Here is an 18918-nt window from a genome sequence, read left to right as displayed (position 1 = left end):
GTAAAGAGTCACTTGTTTACAACTTCAGGTTCATGAAGTAATTCATGAAATGTCTTTTCAGCAAGACCATTTGTTGTCTCAATGAATCCTCTTGCACAGTATTCGCATTGAATCATATAGTACAGTATGGTACCGTACTATTAATAATTAGGTTATCTCAATGTAACCATAATTGCAGTCAGTTACCCCAGGTCATATCTCTTCATCTTAATCCTAATCTGCTGACCTACTCATCACTCTGCAATTTCACTAAGATAACTGGGCATAAAGAAGTTTCAAATTGATAATCTTTTGATGATCAATTTTTCATATTTTTGAAAAATTTTTTTCTAAATTTTAACTACGTAATCACTTTTTAATGAAAATTATTAACTGATATTATGCAAAATAATTTGTTTCAATTGGATTCTAGTGCAATTCGAAATTCTCTTGATTCCACTGTTGACACTTTGATTGAACAAGTTACCCCAGAATTACCTCATACAAGTTTTGTAACTGATTTAGCTTTTATCATGATAATTGGTTCTATTGTAACACTTGCATTTTTTAAAATTAGACAACCTTTGATCATTGGATACCTGTTTGCAGGAATGCTGCTTGGTCCATTATCCCCTCTTTGGACTTGGCTATTGCCTAAAAATAATTCCCCGTCTGAAATGTTAGATGGTGTTGGAATTTTATCTGACATTTCTGCGTTGCATTTATTTTCAGAAATTGGTGTAATTTTATTATTATTTGTAATTGGAATTGAATTTCCATATGCCAAGATCAAATCTATTGGAAAAGTATCTGTTGGTGTAGGTACACTGGGACTATTTTCAACATTGGGTGTTTTGTTTTACGCTTCAACAGCTCTTGGTTTACAATTTATGGATGCATTGTTTATTTCAGCAGCTTTATCAATTTCTAGTACTGCCATTATTGTTAAAATTTTAGAAGAGATGGGAAAAATCAAAAAAGAATCATCTATTCTTGTTTTAGGTATTTTGATTGTTGAAGATGTTATTGCTGTAATTTTAATTTCTACCCTACAATCTGTTGCTTTAGTTGGAACTGTATCTGTAGAATCTATTGTTGTTGTTGTATTAGTTGCAATTGGTCTTATTGTTGGAACCTTTACAATTGGAACAAGAATAGTTCCTGGTTTAATTGATAGAGTTGCAGCTGCTGAAAATCGTGAAATTCTACTCCTAAGTGTTCTTGGAGTGTGCTTTGGTTATGCTCTGTTGGCCAATATTGTGGGATTATCTGTTGCAATTGGTGCCTTTTTAGCTGGTGTTTTAGTAGCAGAATCAAAATCTGCTGAAGTTGCAAAATTACTTTCTAGCCCAATTAAAGACATGTTTGTAGCTATATTTTTCATATCTGTTGGTGCTCTGATGGATGTTTCTCAACTTGAAAATTATATCTTCATTGCAATTGCTTTGATTGCTGTTGCAACTGGTATGAAATTTGGTGGGAACATGTTGGGTAATTTCATCTTTAGACAAAAACGTGGAAAAGCACTTCGCTCAGCATTTACATTAGCAGCTCCTCGTGGTGAATTCTCAATTGTAATTGTAAAAGTTGGAGTTGATATTGGTGCAGTATCTGCATTCTTGTTCCCTCTAGTTGGTATTATCTCGATAATTACTGCATTCATTTCTCCATTCTTAGTTAAAGCAAGTGATAGAATTGTTCCTGCATTGGAGGAAAAAGACGATGTCTGATGAATTACAAAAAATGTTAGATGATGTTCATGAGGGTATTACAACATTTGATTTTGAGGGAAAAGAAACTCCGTGCATAATTGTTGATGAAGAAAAATATGGTTTGATTCGAGCAAAAATTGAGGGTCAGCCTTTTTCTGTTAATACTGATCTAAATATTTTACAAGATGGATTGGGAAATGTATTTGTAGAAATTGTTTTAACTTTTTCAGTTGGCAATATTTCAGAAAAGTTTCTTGTTAATGCAAAAACTGATTTGAGCTTTTTTGAAGTTTTAGCAAATACTTCTATGCTTGTACTAAATTCACCTGAATCTAGATATGGACAGGACAATGTAATTGCAATTCAATTGCCTAGACCTGAGAAGGCTCATGATGCTCTTGAAATAATTAAAAATGGATTAATTCCTAAAAATCAATAGATGGTGCAGTTACCGGGATTTGAACCCGGGTCACGTACTTGGCAAGCACGAGTACTAACCAGACTGTACTATAACTGCAACAATTCAAAGGGCTGAATTTGCAGATTTAAGCGTTTTTAAGCTTTCATTGCTTTAGTAATTCATGGATGAAGTTCTTTTAAAGAAAATTCAACAAAAAATTCATGATAGTATTTCAAATCAAGATGACATTAAGGAATTGATAAAATCTCTTTCTTCTATAGATAATTCTCAATCTTTTGCATTAGGTATTATTGTTGGTAGATTATACAATACTTTTTTTTATCAAAGTAAAAGAATTCTTAATCGAGAACCGACTAAACAAGAATTTGATGATTTTCTAAAATTTATTGAAAGTAAGAAATTTGATTTAGAACACTTATGGTGATGGTTTATTCCATTCAATTACTTTGATTGTTGGAGTTCCTGGTAGTTTAACACATGCTCCATGAAGTGCTTTCTTTGCTGCATTAAGATTTGTTTCTCCATTTACGTATAATTCCATAATACATTGTCCTTGTCTTACTCTTGCTCCTAAACTGGTTGCTTTGCCCCATGATCTTCTCATTCCTTCTGAAACTCTGTCTGCACCAGCAGTTGCAATTTGTTTATTTTCTCTTAAGAGATTATGTGGATAAATTCTTAATCTTGAATAATAGCCTGATTCACCAGTTGTTTTTTCTAGTGTCTTGTTAGCTGCTAATCTGGTTGACTCTATTGCCATATGTCTAATTTGAAGACGTTCATTAATCAATAATTGTACACAGTACTCGTATGTGTTTCTTTTACCACCTTGAAATTTTGCAATTTTAATTTGAGGTTTTCCTTTGATGTATTCTTTTCTTGTGAATACTTGCCCTGTTCCGTCTCTATAATTTGCACCATGCATGATAATCTCAACTAAGAACCCCCATATTTTAACGATAGGTAGCAATTTACTCTCATTTCCAATGCTTATATGGAAATCTTCCATTTTTCTCAATATTATGGATGAAACCATTGAATTTCGTGGAGATTTGATTGCAGACAAAGCCAGTGTTTCTGAAAATAAAATGATCCATGATCTTGAACAAAAGGGATTTGGTGAAATAGAGAAAGGAAAATTACTTCTTAAATCTTTTGAGACATTATATCTGCTATATACTGGTAAATTATTTCTGAAGAAAAATAAAAAACAAATTGATTTTGATAGTTTTATGAATATTTGTCAAAAGACAAATCCTGAGATCCTCACAAAATTTTTGATATTTAGAGATCTTAAAACTAGAGGGTATGTTGTAAAAGATGGATTCGGATTTGGTTCTGATTTTCGAGTTTATGAAAGGGGTCATTTTGGAGAAAAAGGTGCTAAATTCCTGATTTTTGGTCTTAACGAAGGACAACAAGAGAAGATGGGCGCATTACAAAAAAAGATTCAGGAAATCACCCAAATGGGAAAAGAACCAATTATTGCAGTAATTGAACGTCGAGGTGAAGTGATTTACTACAAAATTAATAGAATGAATTTTTATGAAAATAAATCTAGATTAAATGACTCTTTTTCTTTCTAATCTTGTATTACCCATTCTGATGAATATTTCAAAAGATTCTTTTCTTCTGCTTCCATAAAATCATACACATCAATATGCTTTGTTTTATTTTCCCATAATTCTTCAAAATCTTTCACTTTTCTTTCAACCCTTGATTGATCATTCCATGACGTAAATACATCAACTGATTCAAAATCTCTTGTTTGAGTAGAAAATGACTCTTTAGATGTGCCAGTAAATGCAACAGTTTGATCCTCGTTATCTCTGAATATCCCTATCCTTTCGGAAAATGAATCTGCCACTTGTTCTGAATTTGGAATTGCAATCTTAAGTTCAATTTGTCCATTATTTACAATATTTTGTAATTTTTGGATTTTTACATCTTTGATTAATTTCCCATCAATTTTTTTTGTGTATTTCTCAGAAAATAACTTTGTAAACAAATTCAAGTCTGTTGTTTTGAATCTGTGTCCTGTAACCATTCTTAGTTTTGCTTTTCCTCTTGAAAAATTCTCAAACGCCATAACAATTGTAGTTAATGTTTGAATTGATAGAAGATCTACACATCTATCATATTCTATACACTGACCTAAACAAGGGAAGAAAAATTCTGCAACTATGTCGTTTCTATCAGAACGATATTCTTCTTTTAATTTGATTTCTTTTAGACCCAATATGATCTGTTTAATAATTAATTATTTAAATTCATGATTGTCATGTGTATCTATTTTTGTTACCCCTTAAACATATTATATAATTGTGAATCTTGTTTCATTATTTGTCAATATGACTGTGCCTCAATCTTTTGCTTTTTTGGTCTTACTTTGGTTTTGATACCTTTTGTTACCTTTTGATACAAAAATAACCAAACTGGTTCTGGTTTGGTTTTGGTTTTGTGTATTATGGATATAATCAGGTAACAAATTAGGAACAAATTGCAGTCATTTGGAACCAAAATCACTTTTGATGTTGTGTGGTTTTAAGTTGGTTTTAGATAAAAAAAAACACCTTTTGGAAACGTGCCTGTATGCAAATTATACTAAAACCAGTTGGTTTACAGTTGGTTTTGGTTTAAAATTGGTTTAATGGCTATTCATTAGCCTACTGTTTAGTTTATTGATATTTTACTAAATGAGATTGTGCTCCTATCGGGAATTACTCGTTTGATTAAGTGCTCTCCGCAAAACCTTGTAGAAATTTGTATTGTTGTGACTTTCATCGTATAATTCAAGACAAAGTACCTATTGAGAATTGATAAAATATTTGATATTCTGTTCTTTGAATATTCTTGATTATTTTTTATCTGGTTAAAATGACCTGATGACATTCAATTTTTAGTAAAGAACCACAATCCAAATAAATTCCAACAAAAACTAAACCAACTAAAATTACCCAAATTAAAAACTTCCACTTGAATTTCAAATTTCTAAATTTTTTAAATATTGTTCTCATCATGTTTTCCGTATCATTCTATTTTAAAATATTTGTTAATCATTTATTTGACTTGGCAAAATTATTTGGTTATGTATATTTTGGATTTGGTTAATTTGATGCAAGTGTTCCTAATGTGGAATAAATTCCCCCTTTATTCAGATACAAAAAAATTTGTTATAATTTGAATTATTTTGTTTTATGACAATTACCGTTGCTTGCAAAACTCCTCTAAATTTGTTTAAAGTTCAACGAATAAAATTCATTTTTCTACCTAAAAATATTCTGGGTTCTTTTTTAACAATTTTCATATCTGACAGATAACATAGTTTTGATTTACACAAATCACATACTATGTCATAAGACAAATCTCTACACCCACATATACAAACGCAATATTGTAAATTCATGTTATTTTGTTTTCTGCCCGGGTTGCATGTTTTTTTCCAATCTCATGAAAAATTGAAAATTAAAAAAATCTCGATTATATTCATTCCAAATGAATTCGCTTATCTTTTTAGTCATTATTTTAATTTGGTCCAATTAAAAATAAACAATATGTAAAAAAATATTAAAATTTATTTGAAAATTATTAAAAAATTTAAACAATTTTTAATTTTAATTTACAAATTATTTTAATATGATTTACTCTTTATTGACTATTGAAAACTTCAGATGGATAATGAAAATTAAATTTTTTTTATTATTTCATTAACATTATCCATCTAATGACGGTTATGATAAAAATTTAACAATTATTCCTCTTGTTCAGCAATTACATTTAGAGTCATACTGGTTTTGATGTGAGGTAGTGCTCTAATTGATTTTGTAATTATTTTTTCTAAAGACTCGTAATCATTTGTTTCAATTTTACATAAAATATCGTAAAATCCAAAGACTACATCTGCCTCTCTAACTTGTGCAATATGACTCAAATTTTTTAACACTTCGTATTCTTCTTCTTTGTCAGTATGGATTACCACATATGCTTGTGAAGAATTTTCCTCAGATTTGAAATCTTTTTTTTCTACTGATGGAAACAAATCTTCGCATTCAGAACGAGTTAAAGTCATGGTGGAATGAATTTCTGGCATTTGGCGAATTGAACCTGTAACTATCTTTTGAATTTCTTCTTCATCATCTGCTTCAACTTTAGCAAATATGTCATACAAACCAAATGTACCGTGTGTCTCTGTAACTCCATTTATTGCATTTAATTTTGAAATGATCTTTTTTTCATTTCCCATATCGCAATTCATTAAAACATATGCTTTTGCCATTTATTCTTGACCTTTAATTCCCATCAGTGTTAATGTAGAACGAATTTTTTCTATCTTTCTAATCTTCCAGGTAATTGTTTCACGAACCTTTTCAATTTGTTCTGCTTGTACTTTAGCTAAGATATCATATGCTCCAAATGTACCATGAACTTCGACAACTTCATCAAATGACTTTAATTGCGAAATCACCATTTCTTCTGAACCTAAATCACAGTTAATCAAAACATATGCTGTAGTCATTTTTGTAAAACTCCAATTTTCATATATTGGTTTTGTACTTAGCATATTTAAAGAATTATCTAAAATAACTTGAAAATTAAATCATGAAATATTATTAAACTAAATATTTTTTCAATAAATTATCTCTTTTTTCATAGTAAATTTTATAGAAAAATTAAAGCCAACTGTTTCACATCCTTTACGTAGCATAGCAGGTAGGCTTATGCCAGTAACACGACGGGGAGTTATTTTGACAATGGGATATTGTGTTGGCTTCTAATTACTATATACAAACATTTTATAAAAAAATGATCTTTTTTCCTAAAATTAAAAACAACAAGAAAAACTGGAAAACATTGGAGACGTAAACGAATCCTAACATGAATTGTTTTCCTTACTCACCACTCTACTACGCAGACATGGCGGTTTCTTGTTACTATTATTATGATAATGTGATATTTAATTATGATCAGTAATCTTTAAAAAAAAGAATTTTTTTAGACATTCAAAATTGTTAAAACAATTTTTAAAATTAAAACAATTATGTAATTTGATAATGTGAAAAGAATTACAAGTCAAAACGGAAGCAAGGCGACTTGTAATTCCGAAGGTTGGAAATGCTATTTTGTTATGGGGAAACTAGTAATTAAGTAATCACACAAATTTTTGAAAAAACACTTTATTTTTATGAAATAATTTCAATTTACTTTTAAATTATTTTTTAATGAGTATTGCATAATTATTACATGTATGAAGGAAAATGTCCATTTTTCAAATTGTTAGATGGTGTGTTTTGTAAATACATATCAGATAATTATTCCGATAGTGACAAAAAAAATTAAAATTTTGTCACAAAATTCTTTTTGTAACAGAATTATTTTGAACCCATTCTGCTAGGCTCACCAATTTTGGTATTGACAAATTGGTCCATTGCCTCTTTGTCTGAAACCTCTCTGAGGTTGGTTTGCTCTTTTTGAACAGACTCTAGAGAATCTGAAATTTTTGAGATACAATTTTTTAATTGCTCTTCAGAATGTTCATCGATTTTGTTTTTACATTCAAAACAATTTTGTGCCATGCTATGGTTGCGTGAAAAATAGTATTAAAGATTTGATAATTTATTTTGTAAAATAAAGATTACATTAGAGAAATTAAGATGGCGAAGCCCACTTCATTGCAGAACCATTAGAGATTTCCTCTTATGGTCAAGCGTCTAAACGCCTGAGTACCTTTTTCGTTCTGCGGGGCTACGCAAGTTATTTGTCAGATTTCGTAACTAACAAAGTATTATTCTATAAGATACTCAACTATTTAAAATTTTTATGTAATTATTTTAAAAAAAATTTAATATTCTTATTAATAATTAATTATAAGTATTAAAATAATGAAATTTTTTATTGTGTAGATAAAAAATACTGTTTATTTTCATTATGTCTTGATTATATCATGTCAAATCATGTGGAATAAATTTAAACAAATCAAATTTAGATGGAAATTTCTAATTTGAGTGGTGGTGTCTGCCTTGATTATTTTTGGAATCTATCTTAACTGTAGTTCATTACATAAAGTCAAATGTTATCACGTAATTTTGAATAGATGAGAAATATTCAATACTCTCAAAACAAAATTATTTTTATGGATAGAAATCTCCTTTTGATAATTTTGGGGTGTATTGGATTTGCAGCAATTGAAATCTTTATGCTATCTGGAATCCCATTAATCTAAAATTCATCTGGAATCAATTTTGATATTTGAATAATGTGAAATCTTATGTTTCTAATTTTCTCAAACATACAATTGACTTCTATACTGATAGGATTTTTTTACTAATCCCAGTGGAAGTCAAAGAATCTATATGTTTTATTTGCGACTTGTAAAAGATTCCCTCAAAACATAAATGGTTTTTCTTTAATATTACGGTGTTTAATGAATAACATATTACTAAAATACTAAATCACTGTATCTTTTACGATGAAAAATACCTTTGATTGTAGCTGCAATACATGTGATAAGGAAATGGTTGGACTGTATTTGCCACAATCTAACAAGTTTGTCAAGGCAAATGTTTGTGCCAAAGATCTAAAATCAATCATTTCCGAACCATATGTGTTTGTCAAAGAAGAACTTGAATACAATTTTCTAAAATAATGTGTATAAATCAAGTTCTGCATTTTTATTTAAAATAATAAAATTCTAAGAAATGAATTTGTAAAAATTAAATGCAGAAAGAAAATTATGTGAATTCAAATATTTCTGCAGCATCACTTTTTTGTTGAAGTTTTTCTTTGTATTTTTCTTTATTTTTATCCATACTGACTTAAAACAATTCTATGTTTTATTTTTATTAAAATAATTCTTAAAATTTATCCAAAAATTGAAAAAAAACTAAATATGTTTTAAAAGTAATTTTTTATTTAGAAATCATTGAAATTAACCGCCAGTTGCAGCATCAAATAATGCACATTCACATTCATCTCTTTTTCCACAAAACATGCATTTACAATGACAATGCAATAAAGGATTTTGACATTGTTGACAATCTGTGTATTGAATATCTTCTTTTAAAATAACTTTTTGTTTAATCATTAACTTTGTCCCTCTATGCCAACTAGTGTTAAAGTAGCTCTGATATCCACAAGTTTACGAATTTTCCAAGTTATCTCTTCACGAAGTGTTTCTGATGTTTCTGCAATTACTTCTGCAATTATATCATATGCGCCAAAAGTTCCATGAGCTTCTTTAACAGTTTTCATACTACGTAATACTGATAAAATATCTTCTTCTGATCCTAATTTACAATTGATTAACACATATGCTGTTTTCATAATAATTGATTAAACTAATTATATTTTAATAAAGTGTTATTATAATTAAAAATATATTAAATAATGTTTGATTATACTGAATATATTTTAATATATTGAAACTATTTCTTTATATTTATTTTTATCTAATTAAAATAAATGTCCTGGTTAATTCAATGTCCAAAACATGGTGCAATAATTGAAGAATATCATTTTAAAGCATTAAAAAAATTAAAAATACATAGTACAAAAAAATGTGAAATAATTCAAGATGTGGCTTTTTTAATTGAATATAAAAAACATGGAATTTGCGAACGAATAGAAGAACAATTAGATTCAATTGAATTATTAGATGATATGAAATGATTATAAAAAATTATTTGTACTGAAAATAATGTGAGAAATTATTTTAACAAATGATTTTAAATTTTAACGTCTGCAATATGTCAAAAAAAAGATTATAGTCCCATATTGGTATTTACCCAATCAACTATAGTCATTATATTTTTGATGTTTCCAAATTCTTCACCTTCCAAGCTTACGAACAACAAATGATTATTTGGAAGTGGTACGGTAATTCTCTTGATTTTATCATATGCAACAATTGCATATTTCCCATTTCCAATTTTGTTTGAAAGTTTGTCACGTTCATCCCAAGAATCAATAGATCTTTTCAGAGATTCTTTGGTTTCGTCTATGCTTAGAAAGCTAGTTGTGTTATCTCTAACACTATTCCACAAAATATTTCCATCATGATCACAAATAATTGCTATTCTAGAACTAGGAATTTCACCTAATATCATATTAAGCAACTTTTCTTCATTTTCATGAATGATTTGTGTGGCAGACATTGGATATACTTGCCATTAAAACAACATAACTTTAATGCATAATCTATTTTAAAATTATTTAAAATCATTAAACAATTATGAACAAATGTTTAATAGATAAATTGAAACATATTAAAAATTATTAATTATTAGGTTGGTACATCAATTAATTCATGCAAATGATTAATCCATTTATGGATCACAAATTTTTTCATGATGTATGATGTCATAAACAATTTCTGCATGACCAATTATTGAACATTCACATTTTTGGCAAGTATATTTCATAACTATTATACTCATTTATCATTAATGAAATTTTTGTCATATTTTCTTAAACATTTGTTAAAATCATCTAAAATAAAATTAATAAAAACATGTACAAAAAATATCTAAAAAATCAGATAATTATTAAGAAATAATTTACTTGATTTCATATACTAATAACGATAATAGAAATTATGTTTTGGCATTACCAAAAACCGTGTATTGATTGTGTTCGAGTTCAATGTGAAATAAATTGTATTTGTGATTGTCATTATGACCCTCGACATTAATGGAAAGACAAAAAATATCTTGTTAACTTGATATTTATTTTTCTGTTAATGCCAAAAATAGATTTAAAATATGATTTTCATCATTATTTAATTACATTTATTGTGTATAAAATAATTATTATTAATAAAATAAAGGTTAAACAATGGTCTAATTTTACAAACGTATTTTCTGATAATTTATTTAATATCAAACAATCATTTTATAAATAATTAGTTATCTTTAAATCTATTAAATACAATATTTAGTATGGCAATTGCATTTGTTTTGATAAATTGTGAAATGGGAAATGAATTACAAGTAATTCCAAGTCTCAAAAAATTTTGTGATGCAGTAAGTGGAACGTATGGGATTTATGATTTTATTGGAAAATTAAATTATGCAAACATGGATGAATTTGAAGAGTCATTAAAGGAGATTAGAAAAATCCGATTTGTTACACATACAATTACTATTCATACAATTCCTGAACAATCTACAAAATGATGTTTTAAGATTAAATCTACTGATTTTTGATATTTGCTTTAAACAAATTTTAGTTTTTCAATGATGGTTGTTTTGAGATTTAAAAATTGAAATTGTATTGATCATCTAAAATACAATCCAGTGTTGGAAGATATGATTAATCATAGGAACCAATATGTGGAATTTCTTTTTCTTCAAATGATTGATATGTAATTATTTTATGATTTAAAATTATAATAAAATTGTGGGACTCAATCCTATGCCATACAAAAACATTCTGGACATAAATTTTGTGGAACCTATATCTCAATTTGTATTAATTTCAATATGTGTGCTATTGTACAAAAATAATTATGATTTTAAATTACAAAAATTGTACACCTAATATCCCAAATCTCTCCACTTGATTGGAACAAGTTCACATCTACACCCTTCTCTTTTTCCACATTTAGGACAAATACAATCACATAGTAATAATGATGTATTACATTCAATGCATTTTGTATATTCTGCATAATCTTCATTCATACAAATAATGTGAGAAAATAGAAATTAAATTTTAAAAATAAATTATTAACATTTGTTTAAATATCTTAACAATTATTAAATTAATAGCAAATATAATTTACACATATAACGTAATTCTACATTTAACATTAAATTTCATTGTTTCATATTTAAAATAATAATGGTTCTTTTATGGCTGGGAATTGGAATTGGAATGATTTTAATAATTTATTTGGCAATAAAATATTCAAAAACTCAAAAAAATGAATATGTAAAATTTAACATGCAATGCATTCATTGTGGTTCCAAAATAAATGGATTAAAATGCATAAAATGTAATGGAGCACAGCATTAGAATGAGTAATACTCTGAACTATACAAATTCAGAAATGAATTATGAAAAATTTTGTTCATTAATTTTAGGAATAGAATCTCAAGTTAGGGGTGCTTTTGTGTATAATAACAATGGAGATTTTATCGCAGGAGGGATGCGAGACAGCATTAAATCATATCTTCCAATAGAAGAAATATCAAAATCGCTAATTAATACAATTTTACGTTGGAATGCTCGGGAATTACTGTATCCGTTTGTTGGTTATGGTAAATACTCTTTTACAGAATATGAAAAAATTAAAAGAATTACTTTTCCATTAAAAAACCATAAATTGTTAATTGTTGGTACTGATATTGGAATAGATCATGATAGAGTAATTAAAAAAATTTTACAATTAATTGAATCAAAAGAATCTCTATAATTCCGTCACAAAAATATTTTTAAAATTATAATTAAAAATAATATTTTCAATGTTTAATCAAATAAGGCATTTTATCTCTAACATGTGGCGTGGGATTTGAACATTGAGAACATTTTGGCAAAATAACTTCTGCATCATAATCTATTTCTCCAATTACTTTTCCACAATCTTTGCAAGCCAATGGTCTCGTATCATAAATATTCAATCTAAACAAAATTGGGTCTTAATGCTCAATAAAGGAATAGTTTCAATAAATAAATAATTTTTTAAAATTATTGTATATTATTAAAAATATTTTTAATTTATTAATAATCAATCATAAATTCAATAATTCCCCATCTAGTATAAGTTGATCATGTTTTGGTTTGAAATTGGATTTGGATTATTTGTATTGTTGATCTTAATTTCACTGGGAATAATTACATTAAAAGAAAAAACACGTATTTCTGATGACAAGATAATACAAATTGTTAACAAAAAAATGCTTTATGAGGGACATTGTAATTTTGAATTAACATCAATAGTAACTATTGATAAAATTACTACTGTTTTTGTCCATGTAGGTTATCAAGAAATTGCCTTAGAAATTGATAATGAATCAGGATTGATTCGTAATGTTGAGAGAATAGCTAGGTAATACTTTACAAATGTTCACAATTACAATGAGATTGTTTTTATTTCATTATTGCTAAAAATCAATAATAGCAGTTGCCTAAATTAGAATGTTAATTGTGTCGTATGACCACTGATATTCTACCAAAAAATGGTTTTTTAGAATGCTGCTATTTAAAAAAACTGAATTATTTCAGCATAACATGTCTTGGTGAGATAAAGTATGTAGATACATCATATCTCTTCAGGACATGAAATCAATTCAAGGAATTTTAAAAAATATTGTGATTTTTATAATTATGTTGTATTTTTTTTAATTATTACTATTTAATTAGTACATCTGTCGAATGAACCATTTTCTTTTTATTTATTTTCTAATTTTATAAAACATTGAACAAGTCTAAGATCATTACATTTGCAATTTTAACAACATTTGTACTTTCTATGCCATTTTCAGCAATTAATGCCAATGCAATTCCTCCAAGTTCCTTTTCTAATACATATGAAACTCCTGGAATTATAATGAAATTCTGTCAAAACGCTGCAACCACATTACAAGATTGTGATGAAAAATATAGTGGATATACTCATACTGATAGAATTTATGTTTTAATTTATGCAAATGGATTCAATGAGGATCCTCAAAAAATTGACAATATTGGATTGGGACAAAATGGTTATGGTAAAATTACTGTAACTACAAGAGATGCAACTGCAGATGAAATAGCATTTTCAGAAACTGGTCCTGATACGGGTGTATTTTTAGGAATTGTAAAAATGACTGGTGAAAAAGATTTTGTTGTTCATAATGAAAATGGTGTAGAAATTAAAGCAATGGGGATGAATATGGATAATCTTATGCCAATGATGGGAACCTATGATTGGATGAAGAGTGCTCATGATGTTGCAGTAAAAATTCCAACTGGAACTCAGGATGGTGCAGTTACTGTAAACTGGGAAGCAAATGAAGATATCAACATTGTAAAATCTGCTACTTGGGAATGGCAATTGGGAGAATTATCATTTGATAAACCCCAATTTATTGCAGGTGAACCAATTACCTTCAAACTACATGATGCTGATTTGTGGATACACCATGAGGATTTCCATAGTTACTATATTCATGCATATTCTGATTCTGACATGGCAGGAATCTATGTTCCAGTTCAATTTATTCCAAATCATGATCATGGTGGTCAACTAGGTGGAGGTGAAGTTGAAGATGTACAATTAACTGAACCTGCATCATCATCATTAATCAAGTATACTCCAGATGGTGAATACAAATTATACTTTTGGTGGCAACCAGGTGGTGTAATTGGTGTTGATAAAGACTATAACATCAACATAATGGTTCATGACGGATTAACTGATATCATGAAAAGTAAATTGACTTACGGACTTGAAATTTATCTTAATGGTGAATTAATTGAGAAAAGAACTGAAAGATTTGCAGATGATGGTCATGCTGTTGAGCCTGTAAGATTTGATGAAAGAGGAACGGCAAAAATTATAATTACTGACATATTTGATGGTGATGCAAAACAAGACTTTTCATTTCAAGTAGCCCCTGAAGCTATTGTTAAGGAAGTAGTTGGAAAACATTCTGCATTTGTTGAAGGTAATATTCCTGAAGATTGGAAAGGTAGAATGCACGGACACTATGTAGATCTTTTAGAAGGATCATTTGATGTAACATTTGATGATCATTCTTTTGCTAAAAATACTCTCAGAGTAAGTAACGGTGATTCAATCTATGTTGAATATGAGGATAGAACCTTACCTGATGATAATGATGGGTTAATCGGCGGACCTTATTCTTCAGCAGATCAAATAGATGTCATTGCACAAACATTTGTCTTTGACCATGTTACTGGTTATGTTGATAATTTAGATGACTGATAATTTATTATCCTCAAACAAGTCCATAATGTAAGTGAAATGAATTCTATTACCCTCTTGTTGATTTTTTCTATAGTTATAATTTTTGGAACAGTTCAATCTGCATATGCTCATGGATTAGGTTCTGTTGAAAGTGACATTCAATTTGTCAATGACAATTTCTATAAGGTGAAAGTCCAAACAACTCCTGATGTTTTACATGGAAATGAATCTGAGATAGGATTTGAAATTTCAACAATTAACCATGACAAGGAAAGTATTGTTTCTAACATTGAATATTTTGTAGATGTTATTGATCCTAAAACTGGTGACTCTATCTTATCTTTTAATGCATACAGTCCAAATGAATCCTTTATTGCAAAAATTATTCCAAAAAATCAAATAGATTTTTCAGGTGATAAAACATCTAATGATTTTTGGATTGGAACTGCTCAAAAACCTCTTACAATAGATGCTCCTTTGTTTATGAACGGTGGATTAGTGCAGGTTGACGTAACGATTTTGTCAATTGAGTCTGAATCTCTTCCTAGACCTCCTGTTTTTGAAACTCTATTAACTATTGGTGAGTATATTCCATTTGAAATTAATTCAGATAAAAAATATGATTTGATGTTTGCAACCTATTTTGACAAAATTGATGAATTTCATTATGATGAGAATAGTCAAAAATTAACTGCAGATATGCCGTTTAATTGGGATGTTGATTTTATTAAAAAAATCCCTTATGTTCATGCTGAATATTATATTCCAAAATCAATGAAAGCATTCCATGAACATGAAATCAAAATGACTGTAAACACTATTCCTGTTTTAGGCACTATTGATAGATCCGGTGATGAAGAAATTGTTGTGCATTTTTTAATCCCTACAAAAAAATTGGTCAAGCTATATGATGAAATTCCATCTGATACACGCGATAAAATAATTTTTGGACTTGAATCTGGAAAACTTCGTGATGTTCAAAAAGATGACGCGTCATTAGAATCTGGAGATAAAGTAATTGTCTTGTCTACTCAGGAGGACTGGAAATTCCACTTGACATTAACTCCCGAAGGAAAAATTCATCCTAACAATGAAATTAATCTGAATTTAGAATTTAGAGATCCAATTACCAATATTGTAATTCCTCAAATTACATATGATTTGGATATTTTTCTAAATGGAAACCAAATTGAATCATTAAGTGGAGTTGAATCTTTTACTGGTAGAGATTCAGTTCCTGTAATTTTTGATAGTACTGGTGCAGTAATTTTGAGAATTTCAAATGTAAACAATTTTGATACTTCTGGCGAATTTTCATTTAAAGTAACTGAGCCTAAAAATGAAATAATTGCTGATAAGATTATTGATATTGCATTGGGTTCTTCTGTTCCAGGTTGTGAATTAACAGAATCATGCTATCTGCCTTATGACGAAAAATTATCTGTAGGTGAACTAGTTTTGTGGAAGAATGTTGATTCAGCTGCACATACAGTTACTTCTGGAAATCCTGCAGAAGGAAAATCTAATTATTTTGATAGTGGTATAATTGCACCTGGCAATAATTTCTCACAAAAATTTGATACTGCGGGATTGTTTCCTTATTATTGTGAATTACATCCATGGATGATTGGAGTAATTTCTGTAGGTGATTCTGTAATTCCTTCATGGATTAAAAACAATGCTGGATGGTGGGCTGATGGTACTATAGATGATGATTCCTTTGTTCAAGGAATTCAATATTTAATTGAAAATAATATTTTGAATGTTTCTTCTCAAACAATAAATTCCTCACAAGAAAAAATTCCATCCTGGGTTAAAAATAACGCAGGCTGGTGGGCTGATGGAACAATTGATGATGATGCTTTCATTCAAGGAATTGAATGGTTGGTCACTAATGGAATTATCTCTATTGAAAATAGCTAATTTGTTCTTGTACAACAACTATCATTTAATTCTAAATATATGATCATACATCCTAATGAACCTGATGAGGGTTGAAATTTTATTTTACATTAGACCTTTTGAAAACACTGAACATTTTCAGACATTAATTTCTGGATAATATTTTGATGATTCTTTTAAATAACAATATGAGGGCAATTCTATAGTATGAGTAAAAGAAATACTAATACAATTACATTTAGAATAGATGAAAAAATTGATGAAAAATTAAGAGAGATTGCAAAAGAACAAAAAATAAGTCTCAATATTTTAGCTAACCAAATTTTTGGAAATTATTTGGATTTGGATACGTATATGGAAAAATTTGGAGTGATGAAAATGAGTAAAAAAGTATTCAAAATGTTTTTAGATAAAACAGATGTAGACGAACTCAAACTTTTGGCATTGGATGCAGGTTCAAATGAACCTAAGGAGTTCATATTGTTCAAATGGAAAGAAATTACCTCACAAAATGTATCTATGTTTATGAAAATTTATTGTGAACATTGTGGGTATGGTCAATGTGATCTTGAGCAATCTGATAACAAAGTCTCTATGAGTATACGTCACAATTTTGGCAAAAAAGGTTCAATTTACATTGCCTCATTTTTAACTGCAGTAATTTCATCTACATTAAACTGTGAATGTAATGTTGTAGAATCTGATGGATCTGTAACTGTTTCTTTTGTTAATTGATTGCAAATGATTGCAATCAATACATGTTGCTTAATTATTATCTTAAGAAATATTGTGCTATGAGTACAAGACAGCATGCAAAAGAAAATTCAAGAATTCAGGATTTTCTAAAACAAAAATTAAACCTGACTAAACATCCTAAAGAAAACAATATGACCTACAAATCTCATTGGTGGAGAGCAATGTCTATGTCAATAGCATTATTCATTCATGCTTGGGTTCCCTCGTTATTTCCAACTTATGCCTCAGACAAAATGAATCATAAATAGATTTGAGAAAGTTTACTAAAAAACTGCATCAAAGGAACTTGCAAGTCAAATTACTTTTCTAGTGTAAGAACCCTGTCACACCGCACGTAACAGGGAACAATGTTGGGCACATATGCCAAATTGATTTGTTTTCTGCAATATCTATACGCAATTATAGATGATAAAGATTGTGTTTTTTTTGGATATGTGGACTATTTGATTATCAATACGGGTATCTTGGTTTTATGCATAACATAGTTTGATGTACTTCCAAGAAATGCTTCTTTTACCCCGCCTAATCCACGTGCACCAATTACAATCATGTCAAATTTACCCTTTTGAGCATATTTGACAATTTCAGAACCAATATGGCCTCCACCTGTATGGTATTGGAATTTGGAACCAGCACTTTGTACTTTTTTCATTGCAGGACCAATAGCTTTAACAGCCCTTTTTTGAGATTCGTCTTTCATTTTTTGTGTAAGTTTTATTCCTGCAGCAATAGGCAAATCAAATACATAAAATCCAGTGATTTCTGCATCACTCAATTTTGCAAGTTCAAGTGCCTTATTCAAACCACGTGTGGCATTTGCAGAACCGTCAAGTGGGACAAGAATTTTAAATGATTTTTTCATATATTGAAAAAAACAATTATTGAATATAAAAACAAGGATAATTTTCAAAAATGATAAACAATATCACATATTAATTCCGTAGAAAATGCGTTTTCGAAATTTTCTTAATGAAAATAAATTCTAGTGATAATCAGTTACTTAGATCATAATAGAGGCCTCATATCTTTTGGCTGACATTGATAGACAATTTTTCAAAAACTATTTTCGTTACACAACATGATGTTGATTTCATAAAAATAAAGTTGATTTGGAATGTATAAAAAAACTATAGAGAAATTACTTTAGACGTTTGTAAATCTCTTTGAATTCTGTTGAAAGATTGTACGACATGTTAAGCAAATGTACCAACTGATTCATAGACGTCTTTCCATGGCCTAAT

General features: G+C 28.6%; 24 protein-coding genes and 1 tRNA gene. 13 read left to right on the top strand and 12 right to left on the bottom strand.

What is annotated here, in order from left to right:
• Positions 1-380: 380 nt before the first annotated feature.
• The gene (locus AW732_RS04785; protein ID WP_067959306.1) at positions 381-1709 is read left to right on the top strand and encodes a cation:proton antiporter; all 1329 of its coding nucleotides are present in this window, start codon (positions 381-383) and stop codon (positions 1707-1709) included.
• A complete protein-coding gene (locus tag AW732_RS04780) occupies positions 1702-2130 on the top strand; it encodes a hypothetical protein (protein WP_067959303.1) in 429 nt (142 codons plus the stop codon). The genes AW732_RS04785 and AW732_RS04780 overlap by 8 nt, the downstream gene beginning before the upstream one ends.
• Before the next feature lies 1 nt (position 2131).
• On the opposite strand, the gene AW732_RS04775 is transcribed toward AW732_RS04780, so the two are convergent.
• Positions 2132-2208 (bottom strand) — tRNA-Gly (locus tag AW732_RS04775).
• A 64-nt stretch (positions 2209-2272) separates the two neighbouring features.
• On the opposite strand from AW732_RS04775, the gene AW732_RS04770 reads away from it, so the two are divergent.
• Positions 2273-2536, top strand: coding sequence for a hypothetical protein (locus tag AW732_RS04770; protein WP_067959299.1), 264 nt, complete (start codon positions 2273-2275; stop codon positions 2534-2536).
• On the opposite strand, the gene AW732_RS04765 is transcribed toward AW732_RS04770, so the two are convergent.
• Entirely contained in the window at positions 2528-3037 is a 510-nt protein-coding gene (locus AW732_RS04765; protein ID WP_067959295.1) for a 50S ribosomal protein L16, read from the bottom strand. The genes AW732_RS04770 and AW732_RS04765 overlap by 9 nt on opposite strands.
• 97 nt (positions 3038-3134) lie before the next feature.
• Here AW732_RS04765 and endA point away from each other — a divergent pair, with 97 nt between their 5' ends.
• Entirely contained in the window at positions 3135-3698 is a 564-nt protein-coding gene (gene endA / locus AW732_RS04760) for a tRNA-intron lyase (protein ID WP_067959291.1), read from the top strand.
• On the opposite strand, the gene AW732_RS04755 is transcribed toward endA, so the two are convergent.
• From AW732_RS04755 to AW732_RS04740, 4 genes are all read right to left on the bottom strand, one after another.
• Positions 3695-4351, bottom strand: coding sequence for a DNA repair helicase (locus tag AW732_RS04755; RefSeq protein WP_067959288.1), 657 nt, complete (start codon positions 4349-4351; stop codon positions 3695-3697). The two genes, endA and AW732_RS04755, sit on opposite strands and share 4 nt — an antisense overlap.
• A gap of 1512 nt (positions 4352-5863) precedes the next feature.
• On the bottom strand, positions 5864-6388 hold the full coding sequence (locus AW732_RS04750) for an Lrp/AsnC ligand binding domain-containing protein (RefSeq protein WP_067959285.1): 525 nt from the start codon (positions 6386-6388) through the stop codon (positions 5864-5866).
• Complete coding sequence (locus AW732_RS04745) at positions 6389-6628, bottom strand: Lrp/AsnC ligand binding domain-containing protein (RefSeq protein WP_067959776.1); 240 nt, start codon at positions 6626-6628, stop codon at positions 6389-6391.
• 853 nt (positions 6629-7481) lie between these two features.
• A complete protein-coding gene (locus AW732_RS04740; RefSeq protein ID WP_067959282.1) occupies positions 7482-7685 on the bottom strand; it encodes a hypothetical protein in 204 nt (67 codons plus the stop codon).
• Positions 7686-8578: 893 nt separating this feature from the next.
• Here AW732_RS04740 and AW732_RS08750 point away from each other — a divergent pair.
• Positions 8579-8755, top strand: coding sequence for a hypothetical protein (locus AW732_RS08750; RefSeq protein WP_172790399.1), 177 nt, complete (start codon positions 8579-8581; stop codon positions 8753-8755).
• A gap of 282 nt (positions 8756-9037) precedes the next feature.
• On the opposite strand, the gene AW732_RS08745 is transcribed toward AW732_RS08750, so the two are convergent.
• On the bottom strand, positions 9038-9193 hold the full coding sequence (locus AW732_RS08745; RefSeq protein ID WP_172790398.1) for a hypothetical protein: 156 nt from the start codon (positions 9191-9193) through the stop codon (positions 9038-9040).
• Positions 9193-9432, bottom strand: coding sequence for an Lrp/AsnC ligand binding domain-containing protein (locus AW732_RS04735; RefSeq protein ID WP_067959279.1), 240 nt, complete (start codon positions 9430-9432; stop codon positions 9193-9195). The genes AW732_RS08745 and AW732_RS04735 overlap by 1 nt, the downstream gene beginning before the upstream one ends.
• Positions 9433-9570: 138 nt before the next feature.
• Here AW732_RS04735 and AW732_RS04730 point away from each other — a divergent pair, with 138 nt between their 5' ends.
• Positions 9571-9777 (top strand): hypothetical protein, encoded by a 207-nt coding sequence (locus AW732_RS04730; protein ID WP_067959275.1) that lies wholly within the window; start codon positions 9571-9573, stop codon positions 9775-9777.
• 92 nt (positions 9778-9869) lie between these two features.
• Here the strand turns inward: AW732_RS04730 and AW732_RS04725 are convergent, their stop codons facing one another.
• Positions 9870-10262: a hypothetical protein gene (locus AW732_RS04725; RefSeq protein WP_067959272.1), complete on the bottom strand. Its 393-nt coding sequence runs from the start codon at positions 10260-10262 to the stop codon at positions 9870-9872.
• A gap of 783 nt (positions 10263-11045) precedes the next feature.
• On the opposite strand from AW732_RS04725, the gene AW732_RS04720 reads away from it, so the two are divergent.
• Positions 11046-11282, top strand: a complete 237-nt coding sequence (locus tag AW732_RS04720) for a hypothetical protein (protein WP_067959269.1) — start codon at positions 11046-11048, stop codon at positions 11280-11282.
• Positions 11283-11642: 360 nt separating this feature from the next.
• On the opposite strand, the gene AW732_RS08740 is transcribed toward AW732_RS04720, so the two are convergent.
• Positions 11643-11789: a hypothetical protein gene (locus AW732_RS08740; protein WP_172790397.1), complete on the bottom strand. Its 147-nt coding sequence runs from the start codon at positions 11787-11789 to the stop codon at positions 11643-11645.
• A gap of 335 nt (positions 11790-12124) precedes the next feature.
• On the opposite strand from AW732_RS08740, the gene AW732_RS04715 reads away from it, so the two are divergent.
• Positions 12125-12523: a hypothetical protein gene (locus tag AW732_RS04715; RefSeq protein WP_253805567.1), complete on the top strand. Its 399-nt coding sequence runs from the start codon at positions 12125-12127 to the stop codon at positions 12521-12523.
• Positions 12524-12569: 46 nt separating this feature from the next.
• Here the strand turns inward: AW732_RS04715 and AW732_RS08995 are convergent, their stop codons facing one another.
• Positions 12570-12704, bottom strand: coding sequence for a hypothetical protein (locus AW732_RS08995; protein ID WP_256381643.1), 135 nt, complete (start codon positions 12702-12704; stop codon positions 12570-12572).
• 174 nt (positions 12705-12878) lie between these two features.
• On the opposite strand from AW732_RS08995, the gene AW732_RS04710 reads away from it, so the two are divergent.
• The 5 genes from AW732_RS04710 (at position 12879) to AW732_RS04690 (ending at position 17925) form a co-directional block, all read left to right on the top strand.
• On the top strand, positions 12879-13160 hold the full coding sequence (locus AW732_RS04710; protein WP_067959265.1) for a hypothetical protein: 282 nt from the start codon (positions 12879-12881) through the stop codon (positions 13158-13160).
• Positions 13161-13525: 365 nt separating this feature from the next.
• On the top strand, positions 13526-15037 hold the full coding sequence (locus AW732_RS04705) for a hypothetical protein (RefSeq protein WP_067959262.1): 1512 nt from the start codon (positions 13526-13528) through the stop codon (positions 15035-15037).
• A gap of 39 nt (positions 15038-15076) precedes the next feature.
• Positions 15077-16942 (top strand): plastocyanin/azurin family copper-binding protein, encoded by a 1866-nt coding sequence (locus tag AW732_RS04700; RefSeq protein ID WP_156416071.1) that lies wholly within the window; start codon positions 15077-15079, stop codon positions 16940-16942.
• A 186-nt stretch (positions 16943-17128) separates the two neighbouring features.
• On the top strand, positions 17129-17656 hold the full coding sequence (locus AW732_RS04695; protein ID WP_067959256.1) for a hypothetical protein: 528 nt from the start codon (positions 17129-17131) through the stop codon (positions 17654-17656).
• A gap of 59 nt (positions 17657-17715) precedes the next feature.
• Complete coding sequence (locus AW732_RS04690; RefSeq protein ID WP_156416070.1) at positions 17716-17925, top strand: DUF6356 family protein; 210 nt, start codon at positions 17716-17718, stop codon at positions 17923-17925.
• Positions 17926-18116: 191 nt separating this feature from the next.
• Here AW732_RS04690 and AW732_RS04685 read toward each other — a convergent pair whose 3' ends face one another.
• Positions 18117-18539, bottom strand: a complete 423-nt coding sequence (locus tag AW732_RS04685) for a universal stress protein (RefSeq protein WP_067959250.1) — start codon at positions 18537-18539, stop codon at positions 18117-18119.
• Between the last annotated feature and the right edge of the window lie 379 nt (positions 18540-18918).

Source organism: Nitrosopumilus sp. Nsub, assembly GCF_001541925.1.
GTDB lineage: Archaea > Thermoproteota > Nitrososphaeria > Nitrososphaerales > Nitrosopumilaceae > Nitrosopumilus.
The sequence above is the reverse complement of the archived record's forward strand: the minus strand, read 5'-3'. Positions and strand labels throughout refer to the sequence as shown.

What these genes read in the sequence shown, in the direction of transcription:
- AW732_RS04715 (WP_253805567.1), top strand. Translation starts at nt 12,125, where the DNA reads ATGAGTAATACTCTGAACTATACAAATTCAGAAATGAATTATGAAAAA.
- AW732_RS08740 (WP_172790397.1), bottom strand. Translation starts at nt 11,789, where the DNA reads ATGAATGAAGATTATGCAGAATATACAAAATGCATTGAATGTAATACA.
- AW732_RS04685 (WP_067959250.1), bottom strand. Translation starts at nt 18,539, where the DNA reads ATGAAAAAATCATTTAAAATTCTTGTCCCACTTGACGGTTCTGCAAAT.
- AW732_RS04765 (WP_067959295.1), bottom strand. Translation starts at nt 3,037, where the DNA reads ATGCATGGTGCAAATTATAGAGACGGAACAGGGCAAGTATTCACAAGA.
- AW732_RS04785 (WP_067959306.1), top strand. Translation starts at nt 381, where the DNA reads ATGCAAAATAATTTGTTTCAATTGGATTCTAGTGCAATTCGAAATTCT.
- AW732_RS04780 (WP_067959303.1), top strand. Translation starts at nt 1,702, where the DNA reads ATGTCTGATGAATTACAAAAAATGTTAGATGATGTTCATGAGGGTATT.
- AW732_RS04710 (WP_067959265.1), top strand. Translation starts at nt 12,879, where the DNA reads ATGTTTTGGTTTGAAATTGGATTTGGATTATTTGTATTGTTGATCTTA.
- AW732_RS04690 (WP_156416070.1), top strand. Translation starts at nt 17,716, where the DNA reads ATGAGTACAAGACAGCATGCAAAAGAAAATTCAAGAATTCAGGATTTT.
- AW732_RS04770 (WP_067959299.1), top strand. Translation starts at nt 2,273, where the DNA reads ATGGATGAAGTTCTTTTAAAGAAAATTCAACAAAAAATTCATGATAGT.
- AW732_RS08750 (WP_172790399.1), top strand. Translation starts at nt 8,579, where the DNA reads ATGAAAAATACCTTTGATTGTAGCTGCAATACATGTGATAAGGAAATG.
- AW732_RS04720 (WP_067959269.1), top strand. Translation starts at nt 11,046, where the DNA reads ATGGCAATTGCATTTGTTTTGATAAATTGTGAAATGGGAAATGAATTA.
- AW732_RS08745 (WP_172790398.1), bottom strand. Translation starts at nt 9,193, where the DNA reads ATGATTAAACAAAAAGTTATTTTAAAAGAAGATATTCAATACACAGAT.
- AW732_RS04730 (WP_067959275.1), top strand. Translation starts at nt 9,571, where the DNA reads ATGTCCTGGTTAATTCAATGTCCAAAACATGGTGCAATAATTGAAGAA.
- AW732_RS04725 (WP_067959272.1), bottom strand. Translation starts at nt 10,262, where the DNA reads ATGTCTGCCACACAAATCATTCATGAAAATGAAGAAAAGTTGCTTAAT.
- AW732_RS04750 (WP_067959285.1), bottom strand. Translation starts at nt 6,388, where the DNA reads ATGGCAAAAGCATATGTTTTAATGAATTGCGATATGGGAAATGAAAAA.
- AW732_RS04735 (WP_067959279.1), bottom strand. Translation starts at nt 9,432, where the DNA reads ATGAAAACAGCATATGTGTTAATCAATTGTAAATTAGGATCAGAAGAA.
- endA (WP_067959291.1), top strand. Translation starts at nt 3,135, where the DNA reads ATGGATGAAACCATTGAATTTCGTGGAGATTTGATTGCAGACAAAGCC.
- AW732_RS04695 (WP_067959256.1), top strand. Translation starts at nt 17,129, where the DNA reads ATGAGTAAAAGAAATACTAATACAATTACATTTAGAATAGATGAAAAA.
- AW732_RS04700 (WP_156416071.1), top strand. Translation starts at nt 15,077, where the DNA reads ATGAATTCTATTACCCTCTTGTTGATTTTTTCTATAGTTATAATTTTT.
- AW732_RS04740 (WP_067959282.1), bottom strand. Translation starts at nt 7,685, where the DNA reads ATGGCACAAAATTGTTTTGAATGTAAAAACAAAATCGATGAACATTCT.
- AW732_RS04745 (WP_067959776.1), bottom strand. Translation starts at nt 6,628, where the DNA reads ATGACTACAGCATATGTTTTGATTAACTGTGATTTAGGTTCAGAAGAA.